Source organism: Candidatus Eisenbacteria bacterium, from assembly GCA_030017955.1.
GTDB lineage: Bacteria > Eisenbacteria > RBG-16-71-46 > JASEGR01 > JASEGR01 > JASEGR01.
In genome coordinates, this window is the sequence record JASEGR010000035.1 from 1 (window position 1) to 19776 (window position 19776).

General features: G+C 52.1%; 18 protein-coding genes. 15 read left to right on the forward strand and 3 right to left on the reverse strand.

The genetic code is table 11. The features are described 5' to 3' along the window. Window positions 1-396 precede the first annotated feature (396 nt). The 9 genes from rho (at window position 397) to ispG (ending at window position 10325) form a co-directional block, all read left to right on the forward strand. Window positions 397-1644, forward strand: coding sequence for a transcription termination factor Rho (rho, locus tag QME66_07240; protein ID MDI6808760.1), 1248 nt, complete (start codon window positions 397-399; stop codon window positions 1642-1644). A gap of 230 nt (window positions 1645-1874) precedes the next feature. Further along, a complete protein-coding gene (rpmE, locus tag QME66_07245) occupies window positions 1875-2081 on the forward strand; it encodes a 50S ribosomal protein L31 (GenBank protein MDI6808761.1) in 207 nt (68 codons plus the stop codon). Between the two features lie 49 nt (window positions 2082-2130). Next, window positions 2131-2856, forward strand: coding sequence for an FAD-dependent thymidylate synthase (gene thyX / locus QME66_07250; protein ID MDI6808762.1), 726 nt, complete (start codon window positions 2131-2133; stop codon window positions 2854-2856). Continuing rightward, the gene (locus QME66_07255) at window positions 2846-3733 is read left to right on the forward strand and encodes a DUF1385 domain-containing protein (protein MDI6808763.1); all 888 of its coding nucleotides are present in this window, start codon (window positions 2846-2848) and stop codon (window positions 3731-3733) included. The genes thyX and QME66_07255 overlap by 11 nt, the downstream gene beginning before the upstream one ends. A gap of 21 nt (window positions 3734-3754) precedes the next feature. Further along, a complete protein-coding gene (prfA, locus tag QME66_07260; GenBank protein ID MDI6808764.1) occupies window positions 3755-4837 on the forward strand; it encodes a peptide chain release factor 1 in 1083 nt (360 codons plus the stop codon). Window positions 4838-4843: 6 nt separating this feature from the next. Next, a complete protein-coding gene (prmC, locus tag QME66_07265) occupies window positions 4844-5758 on the forward strand; it encodes a peptide chain release factor N(5)-glutamine methyltransferase (protein MDI6808765.1) in 915 nt (304 codons plus the stop codon). 24 nt (window positions 5759-5782) lie between these two features. Next, window positions 5783-7036 carry a UDP-N-acetylglucosamine 1-carboxyvinyltransferase gene (murA, locus tag QME66_07270; protein ID MDI6808766.1) on the forward strand — a complete coding sequence of 418 codons (1254 nt, stop codon included), beginning with the start codon at window positions 5783-5785 and terminating at the stop codon, window positions 7034-7036. Window positions 7037-7107: 71 nt separating this feature from the next. Beyond that, window positions 7108-9012 carry a selenocysteine-specific translation elongation factor gene (gene selB / locus QME66_07275; protein MDI6808767.1) on the forward strand — a complete coding sequence of 635 codons (1905 nt, stop codon included), beginning with the start codon at window positions 7108-7110 and terminating at the stop codon, window positions 9010-9012. Window positions 9013-9254: 242 nt separating this feature from the next. Further along, complete coding sequence (gene ispG, locus QME66_07280) at window positions 9255-10325, forward strand: flavodoxin-dependent (E)-4-hydroxy-3-methylbut-2-enyl-diphosphate synthase (protein ID MDI6808768.1); 1071 nt, start codon at window positions 9255-9257, stop codon at window positions 10323-10325. 7 nt (window positions 10326-10332) lie between these two features. On the opposite strand, the gene QME66_07285 is transcribed toward ispG, so the two are convergent. From QME66_07285 to pruA, 3 genes are all read right to left on the reverse strand, one after another. Then, entirely contained in the window at window positions 10333-11907 is a 1575-nt protein-coding gene (locus QME66_07285; GenBank protein MDI6808769.1) for an NFACT RNA binding domain-containing protein, read from the reverse strand. Between the two features lie 174 nt (window positions 11908-12081). Further along, window positions 12082-12540, reverse strand: coding sequence for a hypothetical protein (locus QME66_07290; protein ID MDI6808770.1), 459 nt, complete (start codon window positions 12538-12540; stop codon window positions 12082-12084). Window positions 12541-12698: 158 nt separating this feature from the next. Beyond that, on the reverse strand, window positions 12699-14252 hold the full coding sequence (gene pruA, locus QME66_07295; GenBank protein ID MDI6808771.1) for an L-glutamate gamma-semialdehyde dehydrogenase: 1554 nt from the start codon (window positions 14250-14252) through the stop codon (window positions 12699-12701). A gap of 227 nt (window positions 14253-14479) precedes the next feature. On the opposite strand from pruA, the gene QME66_07300 reads away from it, so the two are divergent. The 6 genes from QME66_07300 to dnaB are packed head-to-tail and all read left to right on the forward strand — an operon-like array spanning window position 14480 to window position 19735. After that, complete coding sequence (locus QME66_07300; protein ID MDI6808772.1) at window positions 14480-15361, forward strand: YicC/YloC family endoribonuclease; 882 nt, start codon at window positions 14480-14482, stop codon at window positions 15359-15361. Between the two features lie 26 nt (window positions 15362-15387). Continuing rightward, window positions 15388-16005, forward strand: coding sequence for a guanylate kinase (gene gmk / locus QME66_07305; protein MDI6808773.1), 618 nt, complete (start codon window positions 15388-15390; stop codon window positions 16003-16005). Between the two features lie 34 nt (window positions 16006-16039). Further along, a complete protein-coding gene (locus QME66_07310) occupies window positions 16040-16285 on the forward strand; it encodes a hypothetical protein (protein MDI6808774.1) in 246 nt (81 codons plus the stop codon). A 9-nt stretch (window positions 16286-16294) separates the two neighbouring features. After that, window positions 16295-17548 (forward strand): bifunctional phosphopantothenoylcysteine decarboxylase/phosphopantothenate--cysteine ligase CoaBC, encoded by a 1254-nt coding sequence (gene coaBC / locus QME66_07315; protein ID MDI6808775.1) that lies wholly within the window; start codon window positions 16295-16297, stop codon window positions 17546-17548. Window positions 17549-17561: 13 nt separating this feature from the next. Continuing rightward, the gene (locus QME66_07320) at window positions 17562-18326 is read left to right on the forward strand and encodes a uracil-DNA glycosylase (GenBank protein ID MDI6808776.1); all 765 of its coding nucleotides are present in this window, start codon (window positions 17562-17564) and stop codon (window positions 18324-18326) included. A gap of 26 nt (window positions 18327-18352) precedes the next feature. Continuing rightward, on the forward strand, window positions 18353-19735 hold the full coding sequence (dnaB, locus tag QME66_07325) for a replicative DNA helicase (protein ID MDI6808777.1): 1383 nt from the start codon (window positions 18353-18355) through the stop codon (window positions 19733-19735). Window positions 19736-19776: the final 41 nt, after the last annotated feature.

A 19776-nucleotide genomic window follows, 5' to 3' on the forward strand; every position in this document is an offset into this window, starting at 1 on the left:
AGACCAGAGTCCGGTTTTCAACTTTAAATAGTCCGGTTTTGAATTTTAACTGACAGGGGGCAAAAAAATCTTGACAACCCCTTGCTGGTGGACTAACATATTATGTGTTGTAAGGACGGAGGAAGCTTCTGTTAGCTCCTGCAGAACTTTTCGTCCCCACATTTTAACCACTATGTGACATTAATTCACATCCAAAGTACTTTGTTGCGCACTCATCCCTATGTGCCGGACAGGCAGAAATTCTGCTAAACCCCAGGAGGCCGCTCCTAACCCGAGCTTTCAAGTTGCGGGGGGATTGCTATGAGACAGAAACATCAGGCAACTGAAGAAGAAACAAAGCAAGAAGTAAAAGAGGAGACAAGGAGAGAAGTGAAAGAGGAGGCGAAGAGAAAGGACATGGATCTTGCGGAAATGAAGAGCAAAACTATCCCTGAGCTCATGGCTGTTGCTCAGGAGCTGAGCCTTCCTGCCGTAGGCGGGCTGAGAAAACAGGATCTGATCTTCAAGATTCTTGAGGCGCAGACCCAGAAGAACGGGCTGATTTTTGCAGAAGGGGTCCTTGAGATCCTGCCCGAGGGATACGGCTTCCTGAGATCCCCCGACTACAACTATCTTCCAAGTCCTGACGATATTTACGTCTCGCCCTCCCAGATAAAGAGATTTGACCTGAGGACGGGAGATACGGTTTCCGGCCAGGTGAGGCCTCCTAAGAACGGCGAACGGTATTTCGCACTACTCCGCGTCGAAGCAGTCAACATGGAGAGTCCGGAAGCTGCGAAGGAAAAAATTCTCTTCGACAACCTGACGCCCCTCTATCCGGAGGAGAGGATAAAACTCGAGACAACGAAGGAAGAAGTATGCACGAGAATAATGGACCTCCTTGCTCCCATAGGTAAGGGACAGAGAGGTCTCATTGTTTCTCCTCCCAGGGCAGGGAAGACCATGCTTCTCCAGAAGATCGCCAATGGCATTACCTCCAACCATCCCGAAATAACGCTGATAGTCCTTCTCATTGATGAGAGGCCAGAAGAAGTGACAGACATGGAGCGGTCCGTGAAGGGGGAGGTCATAAGCTCGACCTTTGATGAGCCCGCAGAAAGGCACGTCCAGGTTGCCGACATGGTGCTCGAGAAAGCAAAGCGGCTTGTCGAGCACAAGAAAGACGTGGTCATTCTTCTTGACAGCATCACGCGCCTTGCGCGAGCCCACAATACGGTGGTTCCGCACAGCGGAAAAATCCTATCGGGCGGCGTTGACGCGAATGCCCTTCAGAGGCCGAAGCGGTTTTTCGGAGCGGCCAGAAACATCGAGGGAGGCGGAAGTCTCACAATCATTGCCACCGCGCTCGTTGAGACAGGAAGCCGGATGGATGATGTTATCTTTGAAGAGTTCAAGGGAACCGGTAACATGGAACTGGTTCTCGATAGAAAGCTCAGCGACAGGAGAATCTTCCCCGCGCTTGATCTGAACAGGTCTGGAACGAGGAAGGAAGAGCTTCTCATGCCGCAGGATGAGCTCGCCAAGGTCTGGATATTGAGAAAGTTCTTGAGTGAGCTCTCGCCCAGTGAGGTCATGGAGCTTCTGCTCGATAAGATGCACGATACAAAGAGCAACAAAGAATTCCTCAAGAAAATGAATTCATAGCTGTTTGACTGGAGGCCAAGGAAGCGCGAGTTGGCTTTCGCGGGAGGGATGGGCACCCATCTCGGCGAGCGGGAAGGGGAAAGCCAGGCCTTCAGAGCCTCGGAGCACCCGTTGCGGAGCAATGGGTCGTGGCAAGGATTCCCCACCTGGCGAGCCATAGATGGGTCATCCCGGAGCGGAGCCAGCGAGGGTTCATTGGCCGTCGAGACATCTAGAAAGGAGAAATCGCCGTGAAGAAGGACATTCACCCGGTGTATCAAGATGCGAAAATAGTCTGCGTATGCGGCAGCGTGATTGAGACAAGATCCACGTTGAAAGAGATCCACGTTGAAATCTGCTCAAGCTGCCATCCTTTCTTCACCGGAAAGCAGAAGCTTGTTGACACTGCCGGAAGGGTCGAGAGATTCAGAAAGAGATACGGAATGAAAGAGGAATAGCCGGGCTGCCCGGAAGGAAGCTACTGCTGAGAGAACTGGATGAAAATGGATGAATGTCTCGCTGCTTTCCTTTACCCCCGAGCCGCTGCGCATAATTTTCACTGCTGCACGTAGCTGTTACTCTCCTTCAGCTCCTTCTGAGATATGGGAAAAAGCAAGCGATGAAGACAAAATGCTTGCACTCATCAAGAGGACGGTAGACAGCGGACATCACTCTGTTCTTGAACACGTGTCGTTCACGTTTGGCGTCAGGGGAATCTCCAGGGCGTGCTCCCATCAGCTCGTGAGGCACCGGCTGGCAAGCTACAGTCAACAGAGTCAGCGGTATGTCAGAAAGACCGATGCCTCAGCCGTCGTGCCGGGCTCCATATCGGATGTCAAGAAGTTCAGAGAAAAATTCGATGCCATGCTTAGGCAGATCGGAACTTTCTACAACGAGCTCGTGGAAGCGGGAATTCCCGCTGAAGACGCCCGTTACATTCTTCCGAATGCCGTCACCACCAATATTGTCATCACGATGAACATGAGGGAGCTGATTCATGCATCCTCGGTGCGCCTCTGCCTAAGGGCACAGTGGGAGATAAGGAGACTTTTTCTGGAGATGCGGAAAGCGCTTGAGCACAACAGGGAGACCGCCCCTCTCTCCGGCTTCGTCCTCATGAAGTGCGAGATCATAGGCTTCTGTGATGAAGCTGACTGCTGCGGCATCAGGCCGCCGAAAGATGAGGTGCTTGGTTTGCAGAAACTGACGAAAGGAAAAGTTCGTGCCCGCTGAAGGATGCGCCCCAAGAAAGGTGTCGGTAGGCGGCCAGGCCGTCATGGAAGGCGTCATGATGCGCTCGCCGTACAAGTATGCGGTTGCCGTAAGGAAGGCGGACGGGACCATAAAAGTGATGGAAAAGGACTTCATCTCGCTGGCGAAGAGAAAAAAATTCTTCGGCCTACCGCTGGTCAGGGGAGGGGTTGCGCTGATAGAGAGTCTGGTGATCGGGATGAAGGCGTTGAACTTTTCGGCGGATGAAGCTATTAAGCAGGACGAAAAGAAAAAGAAGGAAAATGCGCTCGGCGGGATTCTTATGGCAGTGACAATGGTGCTTGGCCTTGCCGCGGGGGTTGGCATCTTTTTTTACCTTCCCCTTTTTGTCACCGAGGGATTGGGAATAAAAGGCGGGACTGCGTTCAACATAGTTGATGGAGGACTGAGACTCGTGATTTTCGTTTTGTACCTCTGGGGCATAGGAAGATGGAAGGAGATACGCAGGGTTTTCGAATACCACGGAGCCGAGCATAAATCGATATTTGCCTGGGAGAGTGAAGGAGAGCTTTCACCGGAAGCGGCGGTCAAGTATCCGCGGCTTCATCCGAGATGCGGCACAAGTTTTCTCCTTTTCGTGATGGTCATAAGCATACTGTGTTTCATGATTCTCGGAAAGCCGGATAGCACCCTGGACAGGGTCATCAGGTTTCTCTTCATACCCGTAATCGGCGGGATTGCCTATGAGGTAATGAAACTCTCTGACCGCATCAGAAATGAGAATGTCGGAAAGATCCTTCTCTGGCCGGGATTAAAACTGCAGGGCCTCACAACAAAGGAGCCGTCACGCGACCAGATTGATGTTGCGATCGCCGCCCTCAGAGCGGTAATTTCGTAACACAAGAAGGGCGTTACTGCCATGGACGAGAGAATACTGGAATCGGCAAAAAAGGCCATATCGAAGTATGAAGAGCTGACTGCTCTTATAAGTTCGCCGGAAGTCTTCAAAGACTCTTCGAAATTGAAGGAGATAGGAAAAGAGAGAAGTGCACTCGAAGAGCTGGCCGGCAAGGGCAAGGAGTACGTTCAGCTCTTTGTGGACATCTCCGACGCCGAAAGCATAACGCGCAGCTCGGAAGATAAGGAGCTTGTCGAGCTTGCGAAGCAGGAGCTTGACGAGCTTGAAGAGAAGAGGGTTGGGCTCGAAAAAGAAATCCGGCTTCTTCTCCTGCCCAGAGATCCCAATGATGACAAGAACGCCATAGTTGAGATAAGGGCCGGCACCGGCGGTGACGAAGCTGCCCTTTTTGCCGGTGAGATGTTCAGGATGTATTCCAAGTACGCTGAATCGAGAAACTGGAAGGTCGAAGTCCTGGGTTCGAGTGAGACAGGGACCGGCGGGATGAAGGAAGCGATTTTCCTCGTTGAGGGAAAGGGCGCATTCGGGCGGCTGAAGCATGAAAGAGGCGTGCACAGAGTGCAGCGGGTTCCCGAAACGGAGGCAAGCGGAAGGATCCACACGTCCGCGGTCACGGTTGCAGTTCTTCTTGAGGCGGAGGAAATCGACGTTCAAATATCGCCGGATGAATTGGAGATAGATGTGTTTCGTTCGTCCGGTCCCGGCGGCCAGAGCGTGAACACTGCAGATTCGGCGGTTAGGATAAAACACGTTCCCACGGGCTTGGTCGTTCAGTGTCAGGACGAGAGGTCTCAACTTAAGAACAAGGCAAAAGCGCTCAAGGTCTTGAGGGCGAGACTCCTTGATATGGCAAGAAAGGACCAGGATGAAAAACTTGCTCAGGACAGGCGCTCTCAGGTCGGATCAGGGGATAGAAGCGAAAAGATAAGGACATACAACTTTCCTCAGGGCCGGGTGACCGACCACAGGATTGGCCTTACTCTTCACAAACTCAATGATGTCCTGGAAGGCAAGTTGGACGAGTTCATAGATTCTCTTGCTGCGTCTCAGCAAGACGATAGACTCAAGCTCAAAGCCAGTTAACCCCGGTTGGCAAAAAACTCTCGCAGTTCAGACTCTCTTCCTCTACTAAGAGAAGTTCTCAAGGATGGGGAAAGAACCCTTCTTGAGAAAGGAATTTCCTCGCCGGCAGCCGAAGCAGAGTATCTCCTCTCGAACGTACTCGGGATGAAAAGGCATGAACTGTTCCTTTCATTCGAAAAAGAGATTGAGCGCGGCAAGGCGGAATTGTTTTCCTACCTTATCGGGAAGAGAAGCGAGGGTGTCCCCTCTCAATATCTGTTGAACTCATGCGAGTTCATGGGATATGATTTCGAAGTTGGTCCCGGTGTGCTCGTTCCAAGGCCGGAGACAGAGATCTTAGTGTGTGAAGTTGTAGAGGAGTGGAAAAAGCTTACTCCGGCCGGAAAGACGGACGCAATCATACTGGACATCGGGACCGGTTCGGGCGCAATAGCGATCAGCCTTGCTCTCATTCTAGCGGGGGTCAAGGTCATCGCTACCGAGATCTCGCCCGCTGCGCTTTTGTTTGCCGAAAGGAATCGTGCGAAGCATGGCCTGTCGTCTGAGAGAGTCAGGTTCTGTCCTGGCGACCTCTTTCAGCCGATTGACGAATACAAGGGAAGAGTCTGGGCAGTAGTCTCAAATCCTCCCTATGTGAAGGCACATGAGCTCGAGACTTTGCCCGTTGAGGTCCGGGACTATGAACCAAGGATTGCGCTTGACGGCGGACCTGACGGCCTTTCGACGATCAGAAGAATCATCGATGGCTCGGCTGAATTCTTGATACAAGACGGCATGCTTGCACTGGAGATTCCCGAGGATTCGGCGGAGAAGGTTGTTTCGATGACAAGAGGCGCCGGCCGCTTCGCGGAAGTAAAAGTGGTCAAGGACCTTTCTGGAAGAGATAGAATCTTGATGGCGCGGCACGGGAGCGGGCCTTAGTTTTTCTATCATGGAGCGAGGTAAATGCAGAAAATCGTAATCAGAGGCGGGAACAAGCTCAAGGGCACAGTCGAGATAAGTGGAGCAAAGAATGCAGTTCTTCCGATGATGGCTGCTTCACTTCTCACTCCTGGCAAGTTCCTTCTTAGGAACGTGCCGAGGTTGAAAGATGTGGATACGATGGCCAAGGTGCTCGGAGTGCTCGGCGCGACGGTTGAGATGGATGGAAACGAAATGAGAATAAACACAACCGCGTGCAGCTCTCATGAAGCCCCGTACGAGCTTGTGAAGACGATGAGGGCTTCCGTGTATGTTCTCGGACCACTGCTTGCAAGATTCGGCAAGGCAAGAGTATCTCTTCCGGGAGGCTGCGCCTGGGGGCCAAGGCCCGTGGATCTCCACATCAAGGGGATGAAGGAACTAGGCGCGAAGATCAGGATTGTTCACGGCTACATCGAAGGAGAAGTGACGAAACTGAAAGGCAAGCGGATACGTTTCTCAACGCCGAGCGTCGGTGCAACAGGAAATGTAGTGATGGCAGCAGCCACGGCAGCGGGAACAACGGTGATAGAGAATGCGGCGCGGGAGCCGGAGATAGCTGCTCTCGCAGATTTTCTTAACGTCATGGGCGCGAGAATAAGCGGTCACGGCACAGAGACGATCACAATTGATGGAGTAGATTCCCTTGGACCAGCAGAGTTCACCGTTATACCTGACAGGATAGAGGCCGGAACTTTTCTTGTCACAGGCGCCGTCACAGGAGGAACCGTCCGGCTCAAAAAATGCAATGCATCTCACCTCACCTCTGTTCTGGCGAAGTTGGAGGAGGCGGGCACCAAGGTTCTCGCGGAGAAGGACGAGCTCGTTGTGTCTTCGGCTCCGAGGCCGCGTCCAATTGAAATCGGCACGGCGCCCTATCCGGGGTTTCCAACCGATATGCAAGCCCAAATGATGGCGCTTCTTTCCGTTGCCGGTGGAACAAGCGTCATAACCGACAATATTTACTTTGACAGGTTCACCCACGTTGCCGAACTCAGGAGACTTGGGGCCGACATTGCACTCGAAGGCAATGCGGCCAAGATTCGCGGCGTAGAGAAACTGAGCGGGGCGCCGGTCATGGCCACTGACTTGAGGGCGAGCGCTGCTCTGATAATTGCAGGTCTGATTGCTGAAGGTGAGACCCATATCTCAAGGGTTTACCACATTGACAGGGGCTACGAAAAAATCGAGCAGAAACTCATGTCCCTTGGCGCTGACATCCGGCGAGAAGAGGAATGACAATTCGGGGACACATCACATAATTCTACAGGCTGATTTTGCCCTGGTGCTGACCTCTGGAGAGAGGTGGAATGACTCCAACCTGCATAGGAACTGCCGGCCACGTTGACCACGGAAAAACTGCCCTCGTAAAAAGGCTCACCGGAATTGACACGGACAGGCTCAAAGAAGAAAAAGAGCGCGGAATTTCGATTGAACTTGGCTTTGCTCCGCTTCATCTCAAATCCGGAACCGAAGCCGCAATCATTGACGTTCCCGGCCACGAGAAATTCGTTCACCATATGCTTTCCGGTGTTGGCGGGATTGACCTTGTTCTGTTGGTAATAGCGGCCGATGAAGGAATAATGCCTCAGACGATTGAGCACCTGCGCATCGTCGAGCTCCTCGGCATCAGAACATCGGTCATCGCCTTGACGAAATGTGATCTCGTGGAAAGGGATTGGCTTGAGATGGTGAGGAAGGATGTTGAGAAACTCATCTCATCTTCGCCGCTCAAGTGCCTCGGAATTGTCCCGGTTTCGTCGGTTACAGGCCAGGGAGTCAATGACCTGCTCTCTCTCCTTGATGAGGGCCTCAGAGATGTGAAGGAAAGAGATACATCGAGACCGCTCAGACTTCCGATAGACAGAGTTTTTACAATGGAAGGTTTTGGCGCCGTGGTCACCGGGACTCTCTGGAGAGGAAAAGCGAAAACAGGCGAGACCGTCGAAGTTTTGCCTTCGGGAAAAAAGGCACGAATACGAAGCGTTGAGGTACAGAAACACAAGCTTGATGAGGCCAGGGCCGGGCAAAGGGTAGCGCTGGCTCTTCACGGAATCAGAAAGGAAGAGATTGAACGCGGCGAATGGGTCGTCGAGCCCGGATCGCTTTTTCCATCAATGATGCTCGATGCAAAGCTGGATGTTCTGGGTGAGCTTCGGCGGCCGATCAAGACAAGAGAACGAATAAGGTTTCATCTTGGGGCAAGAGAGAGTCTTGGGAGAGTGATTGTCCTGGGAAAAGATGAAGCCCGCCCGGCCGAATCCTGCTTTGTCCAACTCAGGCTTGAAGAATCTGTTGTTGCCGAAAGAGGGGACAGATTCGTCATCCGCGCATACTCGCCCGTTACTACGATAGCGGGAGGCTCTGTCATTGACCCAAATCCGGTCAAGCACAAGCCGCACGACAGCGCCGTCCTGGAGCTTCTCGAAAAAGAGGAGAGCGGGACTCTCGAAGCGCGCATTGAGCTTGCCTTCACCAGAACGCCCTATCTTTCCATGAGCGGGAAGAAGCTCGCGCCGAAGGTTGGGTTGCCCGAAGAGGATGTGAAGACAATCATTGAGAAGAAGGCTCATGATGGGGATTTGGTATTCTTACCCTCCGGAGAGTACATAAGTAAGAAATGGGTTGATGAGGGTGAAAGGGTTTTCAGGACAGCTCTGTCGGAATACGAAAGAGAATTTCCTCTTCGGTGGGGGATGGGTAAGTCAGAGATGCGCGCAGAATTTCCCCGCCAGATGAGCGATGAAGTTTTCTCGCTCCTCGTTGAGAAGCTATCGGAGAAACGGTTACTCTTTATCAGGGGCGAACGGCTGAGATTCGGGAGCGACGAGGTGGAGTTGTCTCCCGGGCAGATGAAGCTCAAGGACGAACTCGAAAAGAAGATTCTCTCTTCAGGTTTCTCAGTCCCGGAACTTGAAGAGCTTGAGAAGCTCTCCAGCGGGGATGAAGCAAAGGAACTTATCCAGCTTCTCGTCCTGGAGGGGAGTCTTGTGAAGGTGACATCTGAGATGTGCTTTCACAAGATGCAGATTGAAAAGGCAGCCAAACTAGTCACCGATTTCATAAAAGCCAAGGGCGCACTCACAATCTCAGATTTCAAGGAGCTTACCGGCGTGTCCAGAAAATATGGTGTTCCTCTCCTCGAGTATCTTGATAAGATCGGGATAACGGTTAGAGACGGGGATAAGAGAATCCTGCGGAAGGGCGTAGAATAAATGAGCGGGATGTACGGGTTGCCGACCGGGCTCGAACACGTCGGTCCAGAGATGTCCTTGAACGGACATTCTGAAAATTTCTGGACTTCCTTCTTGGACGAGGGAGCGACCCCGAAGGGGGCGAATTTGTGCTGTCTGAGGGCGAAGCCCGAGTTCACAAATTCGAGTGAGCGAGTCCGAGAAGGATCGACATTTTCGGCATGAAGAGAAAGGACATCTCGAAGAACGGGGCAGGCGAGGCCATGGAAATAAGACGAAGGAAAACCAGAGTAGTCAGGATCGGAAACGTCAGCGTCGGCGGACGCTCGCCGATTGTTGTCCAGTCGATGACAAAAACCGATACGGCCGACACCCGAAAGACGATAAAGCAAATCAAGTCACTTGAGAAAGCAGGGTGTGAAATCGTCCGCGTGGCTGTGCCGGATTCAGGCGCTGCACGAGCCCTTGGGAAAATAAAAGTCTCGATCAAAATCCCGCTTGTCGCTGACATTCACTTCGACCACCGGCTTGCACTTATTGCACTTGAAGAGGGTGTTGACGGACTGCGAATCAATCCGGGAAACATTGGAAAGAGGGAAAGAGTTGAACAAGTCGTGAAGGCGGCGCTCAAGAGAAAAGTGCCGATAAGGATTGGCGTCAATGCCGGTTCAATTGAGAAAAGGATTCTTTCCAAATACGGAAGGCCATCTCCATCCGCCATGCTTGAAAGCGCTCTTGGGCACACAAAGATACTTGAAGAGCTTGGCTTCCGCGCCATCAAGCTTTCGTTGAAAGCGTCAAACGTGAGGGACACCGTCGAAGCTTATCGCCTTGCCGCAAAAGAAACCGATTATCCACTCCATCTCGGGATCACCGAAGCAGGAAGTTATGTTTCCGGCACTATCCACTCGGCTGTTGGAATAGGAATTCTTCTTTCAGAAGGCATCGGAGATACATTGAGAGTTTCTCTGACAGCGCCGCCCGAGAGGGAGGTTGAAGTCGCCTATGAAATCCTGAGAGCTCTCGATCTGAGAAAGCGAGGGCCGCGCGTCATCTCGTGTCCAAGCTGCGGGAGAGCAGAAATAGATGTTGAGAAATTGACGAAGCAGGTTGAGTCAAAGATCGCGGGGCTGACTTCGCCGATTGACATCGCAATCATGGGATGCGTTGTGAACGGCCCCGGAGAAGCTCAGGACGCAGACATAGGGCTGGCAGGCGGAAAAGGCCTGGGCATGCTTTTCGTAAGAGGGAAGAAAGCAGGCAAGGTGAAGGAGAAAGATTTCCTTGCCGCCCTACTGAAAGAAATCGAAACGCTCACCCGCGAGAAGCTGTGAGACGCGCTCAGCTTGGTTTCTCAGCTGCCTCAGGCAATCCCGGCTTCACGGCAATCAGTTTCTCGTGACTTATCAAAGCCAGACCCGGCTTTCCCTTTCTGGGTTTTCTCACATTCTTTTTCTCAGTGTAGGCGACCAGCACAGTTCCGGATTTCCTCGCTTTTGAATAGTAAGCCGCTATCTTCGCCGCTTGAGCGATCACGGCATTGGATGGATTCTCGCTTCCACTTCTTCTCAGAACCGCATGCGAACCTTCGACTTGCGCCGCGTGGAGCCAGATGTCATTCTTCTTCGCAAGAACGTGCGTCAGATAATCGTTTTCCTTGCTGCTCCGTCCGACCAGGACTGTCCAGCCGCCACCAAGATTAAAGCTTCTCGGTGAAAACCTTTCTCCCTTCCTGGCTTTTGTCTTTTCCTCTCCGCCCCGGCGGATTTCCTCTTTGCGTTCCTGCCTGAGCCCGCGAGGAAGCTCCGACTCCATTCCTTCGCGCATCTCGTGGAGTTCATCAATACTCTTTGATGTTTCGGTCCCCTCAAGAAGATGCTTGAGTTTATCGCATTCCTTTCTCAGAGAGAGAACCCTCTTCGGAAGAACAGTAAGTGAGCGTTCGAGCTTCTTTGCCTTCTTGAACAGTCGAAGGGCGTTTTCCTTGATGGTGATCTTCGGGTCGAGCTGAATCTTAATCTCATCGGATCCCTGAGAGTAATAATCCCTCAAAGAGACTGATGTCCTTCCTCTTTCAACCTTGTCAGGGAAAGACAGGAGTTGCTCTCCCCACCGCTTATACGTTCCAGCTCTCTCCGCCTCTTTCAGTTCAGCCTCAATTCGCGAGATCGCTTTTTCTTTTGCCTGCATTCTCCGCATGATGAGCTTGCGAAGAGGTTTTGCTGCTTCGTTGAGTCCTGCGGCCGCCATGGCGGTCCTGAACTCCTCAAGCAATCTCACGGAGATCGGGTACGGCCCCTCAGCCGGCTTCGTCGTCTCTTCCCGTGGATGCTTGTGTTCCTCTCCTGACAGGGTTCTCCCCGGGGGCTCATAAACAACACCTGGTTCTTTTCTCTGCTCGCCTTCACCCTTCGTCTTTCTGAAGGACGCAAGAATCTCGCCTGTGCCGCCTTCGGTGATTATCACATCCGGCGCATTCGGGAAAAGCTCTACCACAAGCTCGCAAACCGGTGGAGCAAGCCCTGTCGGATCCTTGGTTTGAAACGCAAGCTTCAATATCCTGTCATCGCCCTCCCGACGAACATCAAGGAGCATTCCTCCCTGAAAAAGTCGTTCAAGCGTTCTGAGGAAAGGACCGCCCTTTTCCCTCGCTGCCTTTGCCGGCTCGCGTAACGAGAAGAGATGCTCCACGGCAGGAGTAAGCGAACCTGCTGCCCGCCCTTCTCTCCTCAATGCCTCCGGGACAAGAAATACATACGAAAGCGATCTCTTTGCCGAAACAAACAGCGCCGGGGGTCCGCCTTCAAAACTGAAGAGATAGAATGAATCGTCAGGAGAGGATATCGATTTCACTGTCCTCTTCTTCAGGGCACCTGCCAACTCTTCAGCCAGAGGTTCCAAATAGAAGTTTTTCATCAGCCGGCATCACCCTTGAGGATAGAAAAGAGGCATCATTGAGATATCAATGGAAAACCAGCGGACAGAGAATTGAAACACCGGGGGCAGGGCAGACAAAGCCGAGAATGACGCAAAGACCCCTCTAACAGTCTTTTTCCATTGTCTCTTGCCCGGCCCGGGTATTTCTCGGTTCTACGAGTAAAGCGCTTTGACAGTCCCCCAGCTTTGCGGGATGGCAGGCACCGGGCGTTCAATAACCTGAAGCGTACTCGAGGCCCAATTAGACCACGCCTGGAATGAATCCACAACCTTCAACTTGATCGGATAGAGTTGACCGATAACGATGGGTCCTATCAGCATGTTGAGCTCAGACCACGACAGACTCAGCAATGGGGTCCCCACTGCCCGGTCGGCTGCGCCATCGTTGTTCAAGTCCCAGGCATAGGTAACGATGTAGTCGGGAGGTGAATCCGGGTCGTAGGATTGCGACCCGTCAAGAGTGATACCATACCCGTAGTAGATGACGTATGGCCCGTCTGCGTTGGCGACCGGAGGGCGATTCTGCAAACAGTAAGTCGGGCCGGCGCAGAAGGCGGAACCGAAAACAACAAGCGCACTTAGAAGAAAAACCTTAGCTTTAGCAAAACTCATCAAGGCCCCCTTTCTCGAGATCTACAACTATTATAGCTCATCAGAGGGGCGTGAGTCAATTTCAACTTTCCTCAGCGCATAGACACGTCAAAACATTCAGGTGCACAACTCAGGAAAAAACAGGCTACTGGTCACCTGCGCAGCAGGTCCCTGCCTTCCTACTTCACCTTCTCCGAGATGCACTTGGCCTGAGTGAATAGCATGAGATAATCGCAGCCGCCGGCCTTGGAGTCGGTTCCGCTCATATTGAAACCGCCAAACGGATGGGCTCCAACGAGAGCGCCGGTGCACTTCCTGTTGATGTAAAGATTTCCGGCATGGAACTCGTTTTTTGCCTTGTCAATCCTGGCTCTGCTCTTCGTATAGACCGCGCCGGTCAGGCCGTACTCGGTATTGTTGGCAACAGCGATAGCATTGTCGTAGTCCTCGGCCTTGAGTACGGCAAGCACCGGGCCAAAGATTTCTTCCTGCGAGATTCTTGCCATCGGATGAATATCCGCAATGACGGTCGGTTCGATGAAATAGCCGCTCATCCGAAGTCTGGAGCCGCCAAGGATAAGTTTGCCTTCGCTCTTTCCAATCTCGATGTAGTTCAGAATGGAGTTCATAGCAGTCTCATTTATCACAGGCCCCATCGTATTCTCTGGTTTCACGACAGGTCCGACCTTGATCGCCCTGACCTTAGGAATGAGCTTCTCGATGAACCTATCGTAAACACTCTTCACGACAATCGCCCTTGAGCAGGCGGAACATTTCTGGCCCTGGAAGCCAAACGCAGAAGCTGCAACGCCGGCTGCGGCCGCCTCAAGATCGGCGGTCGCATCAACAACGATCGAGTCCTTTCCGCCCATCTCTGCGATGACTCTCTTTATCCAAATCTGCCCCGGCTGATGCTGCGCTGCAAGTTGATTGATGCCAAGCCCGACCTCCTTTGAACCTGTGAAGGCAATGAATCTCGTTTGGGGATGAGCAACAAGCGCGTTTCCTATCGTGCCGCCGCTTCCAGGAATAAAGTTGAGCACTCCTTTTGGAAGCCCGACCTCTTCCATGATTTCGACAAACTTGGCAGCAATGGCCGGCGAATCACTCGATGGTTTGAGCACAATAGTATTCCCGCACACTATTGCCGCGGAAGTCATGCCAACAAGAATCGCGAGAGGGAAATTCCACGGAGGGATCACAATTCCGACACCAAGCGGTATGTATCTCAACTCATTCTTCTCGGTCGGGACCTTGGTCAGAGGCTGAGGCCCTGCGTAGCGAATCATCTCCCTTGCATAGAAATCCAGAAAATCAATTGCCTCAGCAACGTCTCCATCCGCCTCAGCCCATGATTTCCCCACCTCAAAAACCATCCAGGCAGCAAGCTCAAGTCGTCTCTTCCGCATTATCTGGGCGGCTTTGAAAAGGTAGTCTGCCCTCTTTGCGGGATCGACACGGCTCCATTTTCCAAAGGCCTTGAGCGCAGTCATCACAGCCAAACGGGCATGAATCTCATCTGCCTTTTGAAAAATGCCCACTGCTTCAGCCGGCTGGGAAGGATTGCGGGAAATCAGTTTCTCGTTGAAGAAGAGTTTCTCCCCCCCGATGATTGAGGGGTATTCGCTGCCAAGACGTCCCCTTACAGTTTCAATCGCTGCCTCCATCTTCTTTCGATTCGCTGTTAGGGAGAAGTCAGTGAAAGCTTCATTCTTGAAGGGAACTTTCTTCATCTCTTTACCTCCTGGTTTTGTGGTGCCAATGCTCTTGTGGCAGACAGTTCCGTTTTAGTTCCGCAAACCGGGGATTGCACAAGATTCCTGCTCGGAATGCATGCTGGACACTGTCCCAAGACTATATTTGCGCCCTATTCTCAAGTCAAGGACTGGGGGAATAAGCATCGATTTGACACTGGGCTCCGCATTGTCTAAACTACCAAGTCTACCCAGGGAAAGATGCCATGATTCGAAGCATGACAGGATTTGGAAGAGCCGAGCTTGAGGATGGAGATAACAAGCTCGTTGCAGAGGTCAGGTCGATAAACCACCGGTTCTGCGAAATAAGCATCAGACTTCCCAAGGCGCTTTCGACGCTTGAACTTGATGTTCGAAGGCTTATCCAGGAGAGAATCTCAAGAGGCAAAATCACTGTCTCGGTTGCATGGAACGGCGACGGTGAATCTCTCGCTTTTCTTGAGATAAACACTGAGCTCGCCGAAAAGTATTACACGCTTCTCAAGACTCTCAAGGAGAAGTTTGACCTGTCGGGAGATATCGACACAAGAACGCTCGCGGGTTTTCCGGATCTTCTGGTCTGGAAAGCAGTCGAGGTTCCCGAAGAACGGGCAAAAGCTCTGGTAAGTGACGTTGTGTCAAAGGCCCTCGATGGTCTGGTGGCGATGAAGGAGGCTGAAGGGACGGAGCTTCGCAGGGACCTTGACGAGAGGGTGGCAAAAATCGTCAAGATAGTCCTCGAGATAGAGGAGAGAGCGCCGCTCAAGGTGTCCGAAGCAAGGAATCGCCTCAAGGAAAAGCTGTCCCAGTTGCTTGAAGAAAGCGAGATACCCGAGGAAAGGCTCTCCTTCGAAATTGCGATTCTGGCGGAGAGGCTGGACTCAACTGAGGAGTGCGTGAGACTCAGGTCTCATGCTCAGCAGATGGCTGAGTTTCTTCACAGGTCTCAGGAGCCCGCCGGGAGGAAACTCAACTTCCTCGTTCAGGAGATGGGAAGGGAAGCAAACACAATATCATCCAAAGCAAACGATATTGAAATAGTGAGGAACGTACTCCTCATAAAAGAAGAACTGGAAAAGATAAGAGAGCAGATTCAGAACGTAGAGTGAGTTGATAGGCGTGGGAAGCTGCTTTGATGGCTCAAGCGTTTCTTGAAAAAGGGTTTCTGGTCGTCATATCGGGCCCTTCCGGAGTCGGGAAGACCACTTTTTGTCAGGCACTCCTCAAAGACGAACCCAGGTCCGTCTATTCCGTCTCGGCGACAACGCGCCCTCCCAGAAACGGTGAGGTTCAGGGCAGGGACTATCACTTCCTTTCGGAGAAAGAGTTCTTCAAGATGAGAGATAGCGGAGGACTCCTGGAATGGGCTTCCGTTCACGAGTGGTACTACGGTACGCCCAGAGAGCCGATAGAGAGGTGGCTCAAGGAGAATAGAATCGTTCTTCTTGACGTGGATGTTCAGGGGGGCGAGAGTATAAAAAAGGCTCTTCCGGAAGACGTTTTCATCTTCATTCTTCCCCCTTCCCTTGAAGTTCTTGAAAAGAGGCTTTCTCATAGAGGCACCGACCAGGATGCCGAAGTGAAGAAACGGCTTAAGAATGCGCCTTTTGAAATCGGACACATGAAAAGCTACGCTTATATTGTCGTGAACGACAAGTTTTACGAGGCATACGCAAGGGTAAAGGCAATAGTTGAGGCGGAGAAGTCCCGAATCTCGAGAGTAGTTCTTCCCGCATGGACTTCTTCGATGTAACCTGCTTGAGACAAGATCGGGAGGTGAATTCCAGTTGTTCGATGAAGTAGAAGAACTGCAGAAACCGGCTAATAAGTATGAAATGGTGATTATCGCAGCAAGGGAAGCGAGGCGGGTAAATGATCTCGCACGCGGCTCGGGTCAGAAGACCGAGAGAAAGGTGACACTTTCGGCTGTCGAGAAAGCAATGAAGGGAGAAGTGAGATATTTGTACGAAGGTGAAGCTCAAGAACAGGAAGAGAAGGAGGAAAAACCTAGCCCTCGAAAAAAGAGACGCTAGTATCGGCTGATGTTCTCCGGGAAGAAGATTGTTCTTGGAATTACGGGATCGATTGCGGCCTATAAAGGCGTTGAGCTTCTCCGTGCTCTCACGAAGGAAGGCGCCCAGGTAAGAGTCGTGATGACTCGTTCCGCGACCCAGTTTCTCACGCCGCTTACTTTCGAGGTCCTTTCGGGTGAGAAAGTCACAACAACATTGTTTGAGGGCGAGGCCTCTCATGGGGAAAGCTATTTCCCGAAGGGAACTGTGTCCCAGTCAAGGATCAAGCACATCGACCTGGCAAGTTGGGCCGACTGCATTCTTGTTGCTCCTGCGACAGCGAATATTCTGGGGAAAGTTCGATCAGGCATAGCCGACGATGCGCTTTCCACCGTGATTCTTGCGTCAAAGGCAAGGGTAATTTTCGCTCCCGCAATGAATGTCAACATGCTGGACAATCATTTTGTCCAGCAGAATATCTCAATGCTCATGAAGGCCGGATATGTCTTCGTTGAGCCGGAAGAAGGACTCCTTGCATGCGGAGTGAGCGACCGGGGACGACTCGCATCAATCGACAAGATTGTGGATGTTGTGAGAGAGACGCTTTTCCCCGAGAGAGCTCTCATTGGGAAGAAGATTATAGTAACAGCCGGAAGGACGGAAGAACCTATCGATCCAGTCAGGCATATTTCGAACCCGTCGTCAGGAAAAATGGGCTATGCCCTTGCTGAAAGAGGAACTGCCTGGGGAGGGAAAGTCGTCTTGATCAGCGGGCCGGCTTCACTTGAACATCCGAGGGTGGATAAGTTCATCAAGGTTAAGACTGCGCGGGAGATGCGGAAGGAGACCCTCAGAGAAAGCTCGGATGCCAACGTGGTCATCATGGCTTCCGCCGTGAGTGACTTAAGACCGGTGAAAGCAGTTACGAAGAAGATCAGGAGAGCAGGCAGCAAGTTCACGCTTGAGCTTGAGCCAACTGAAGATATCATTCGTGAACTTGGCGAGAAAAAGGGCAAGAGAGTGTTGGTCGGGTTTGCAGTTGAGTTCGAGGATGAAATAAAGAATGGAAAGAAGAAGCTCAAGGAAAAGAACCTTGACCTTATTGTGATAAACAACCCGGGTACACCGGGTGCCGGATTCGAAGTCGATACCAACGTGGTAACGTTGGTTGACAGCGGAAATAAGGTTACTTCGCTGCCCCTCATGTCGAAACTCGAGCTTGCAGACAAGATTCTTGAGGCGGTAGCCGGGGTTATCAAGAAGAAAGTCCGATCCCAATCCTAAGAAAGTTCCTGCCATGCCGTCCCACGAAGAGCTTCGTGAGATTACCAGGGAAGCAATCAAGAGACTTTCAGTTCTGGAGGAATCGGGCCAGGGCTTCCTCTATGGCATGAAGCTTCCGAAGGAAACCCATTCCGGGAATGCCGGGATAGAAACAGACCTTGATGTGACAATGAGACGTACGGGGAAAAGCGCTGAATCGGGCCTTGCCGAGCTCGAAAGAAGAGCAAAAAGATGCACAAAATGCGCTCTCTCGAAAGACAGAAAGAATGTGGTTTTCTCTGACGGAAGCACAAAATCAGGTATTGTGTTCATTGGCGAAGCCCCGGGGAGAGAGGAAGACATCAAGGGAAAGCCGTTTGTTGGAGAAGCCGGGAAACTCCTCACGAGGATAATAATTAAGGGCATGGGATTGTGCAGGGATGATGTTTACATCGCGAATGTTCTCAAGTGCAGGCCTCCATTCAACAGAGACCCTGATTCGGATGAGATAAAAGCTTGCGTCCCGATTCTCATCCAGCAGCTTGAGCTTGTGAAACCCAAGATGATCTGTGCGCTGGGAAAGTTCGCAGCACAGTTTCTCACCGAGTCGAAGGAACCGATTTCGGCATTGAGGGGGAAGGTCTTTTCGTACCGCGGTATTCCAGTGATTCCGACATTCCATCCGGCTGCGATACTTAGAAATCCCGGACTCAAGAGGTCGGTCTGGGAGGACATCCAGCTGATAATGAAGGAATGCGGGATTCCAATGCCAATTCGGGGTGAGATGGTCACTTTCTAACAGAAGATTTCTTCGGGAGAAAAGTCATGGCGCAGCGAGCGCAGGATTCCAAGGCAGAAGAGAAACTCAGGAGCTCACCGCATTCCGAAGACGCGGAACGTTCAGTTCTGGGATCAATGCTTCTGGATGAGGAAGCCATACCGAGATGTATTGAGATCCTTGAGGAGAGCGACTTTCATTTCGACAGGCACAGAAAGCTCTTCAAGGCGATAGTCCAGCTCTACATGAACAACAGGCCGGCAGACGCAGTGACGCTGGCCGAGGAACTGGCCAGGATGGAAGCCCTTGAGGAGGTGGGCGGAAGAAGCTACATCTCCTCGCTTCTCGACTACGTAGCCACATCCGGAAACGTAGAATTTCACTCGAAAATAATCGTTGAGAAGAGCACTCTGAGGAAACTCATAAATGCCGCTGGACAGATTTCGAAAGAGGCATTCGATGCAGTAGATGACTCCGCAAGTATTCTGGACAGGGCTGAGGCCAGCATTTTCAGAATATCCGATGCGAGGACTCGCGGCGGCTTCGTGCCCATGAAAGAGATCTTGAAGCACAGCTTTGAGGCCATCCAGGAACTGTACGACCGGAAACGTCATTTCACCGGGGTGACGACAGGATTCGCCGAGCTGGACAACTTGACCTCCGGATTCCAGAAATCCGATCTCATAGTTATTGCTGGAAGGCCCACGATGGGGAAAACGAGCTTTGGGCTGAATGTTGCGGCGAATGTTGCGATCGAGCACAAACTTCCGGTGGCCGTTTTCAGTCTCGAAATGTCAAAGGAACAGCTTGTTCAGAGGATGCTCTGCAGCCAGGCAAGGGTTGATGCCCACAGACTGAGGACTGGCTACCTGAAGGATTCCGAGTGGCCTGCGCTGACGACTGCCGCAGGGCGCCTCTCGGAGGCCCCAATCTACATAGACGATTCGCCTTCGTTGAGCATACTTGAGATGAGAGCGAAGGCAAGACGGTTGAGAAAGGAAACTGAACTTGCTCTGATTGTCATCGATTACCTTCAGCTCGTGAGGGGGCTGCCGGGAGCTGAGAACAGACAGCAGGAAATTTCCCAGATTTCCCGCTCCCTCAAGGCGCTTGCGAAAGAGCTGGAGGTCCCGGTCATAGCCATCTCCCAGCTCTCGAGGGCTCCTGAGAAGCGGGGCGATGATAGAAGGCCTGTCCTTTCAGACCTGCGGGAATCGGGTGCGATCGAACAGGATGCCGATGTTGTTATCTTCATCTTCAGACCTGAAGTTTATGACAAGAATGACGAGACACGCGGTATCGCAGAGTTGATCATCGGAAAGCAAAGAAATGGCCCGTCGGGCACGGTTGAAGTGGTCTTCATCAGCGAATACACCCGTTTCGAGAACCTGTCGCGGGTCCCTGAGGAACCTCACCCCAGTGGTCTGTGACAGAAGTCAGAGCATCGCTTTCTCCCGAGAATGCATATCAG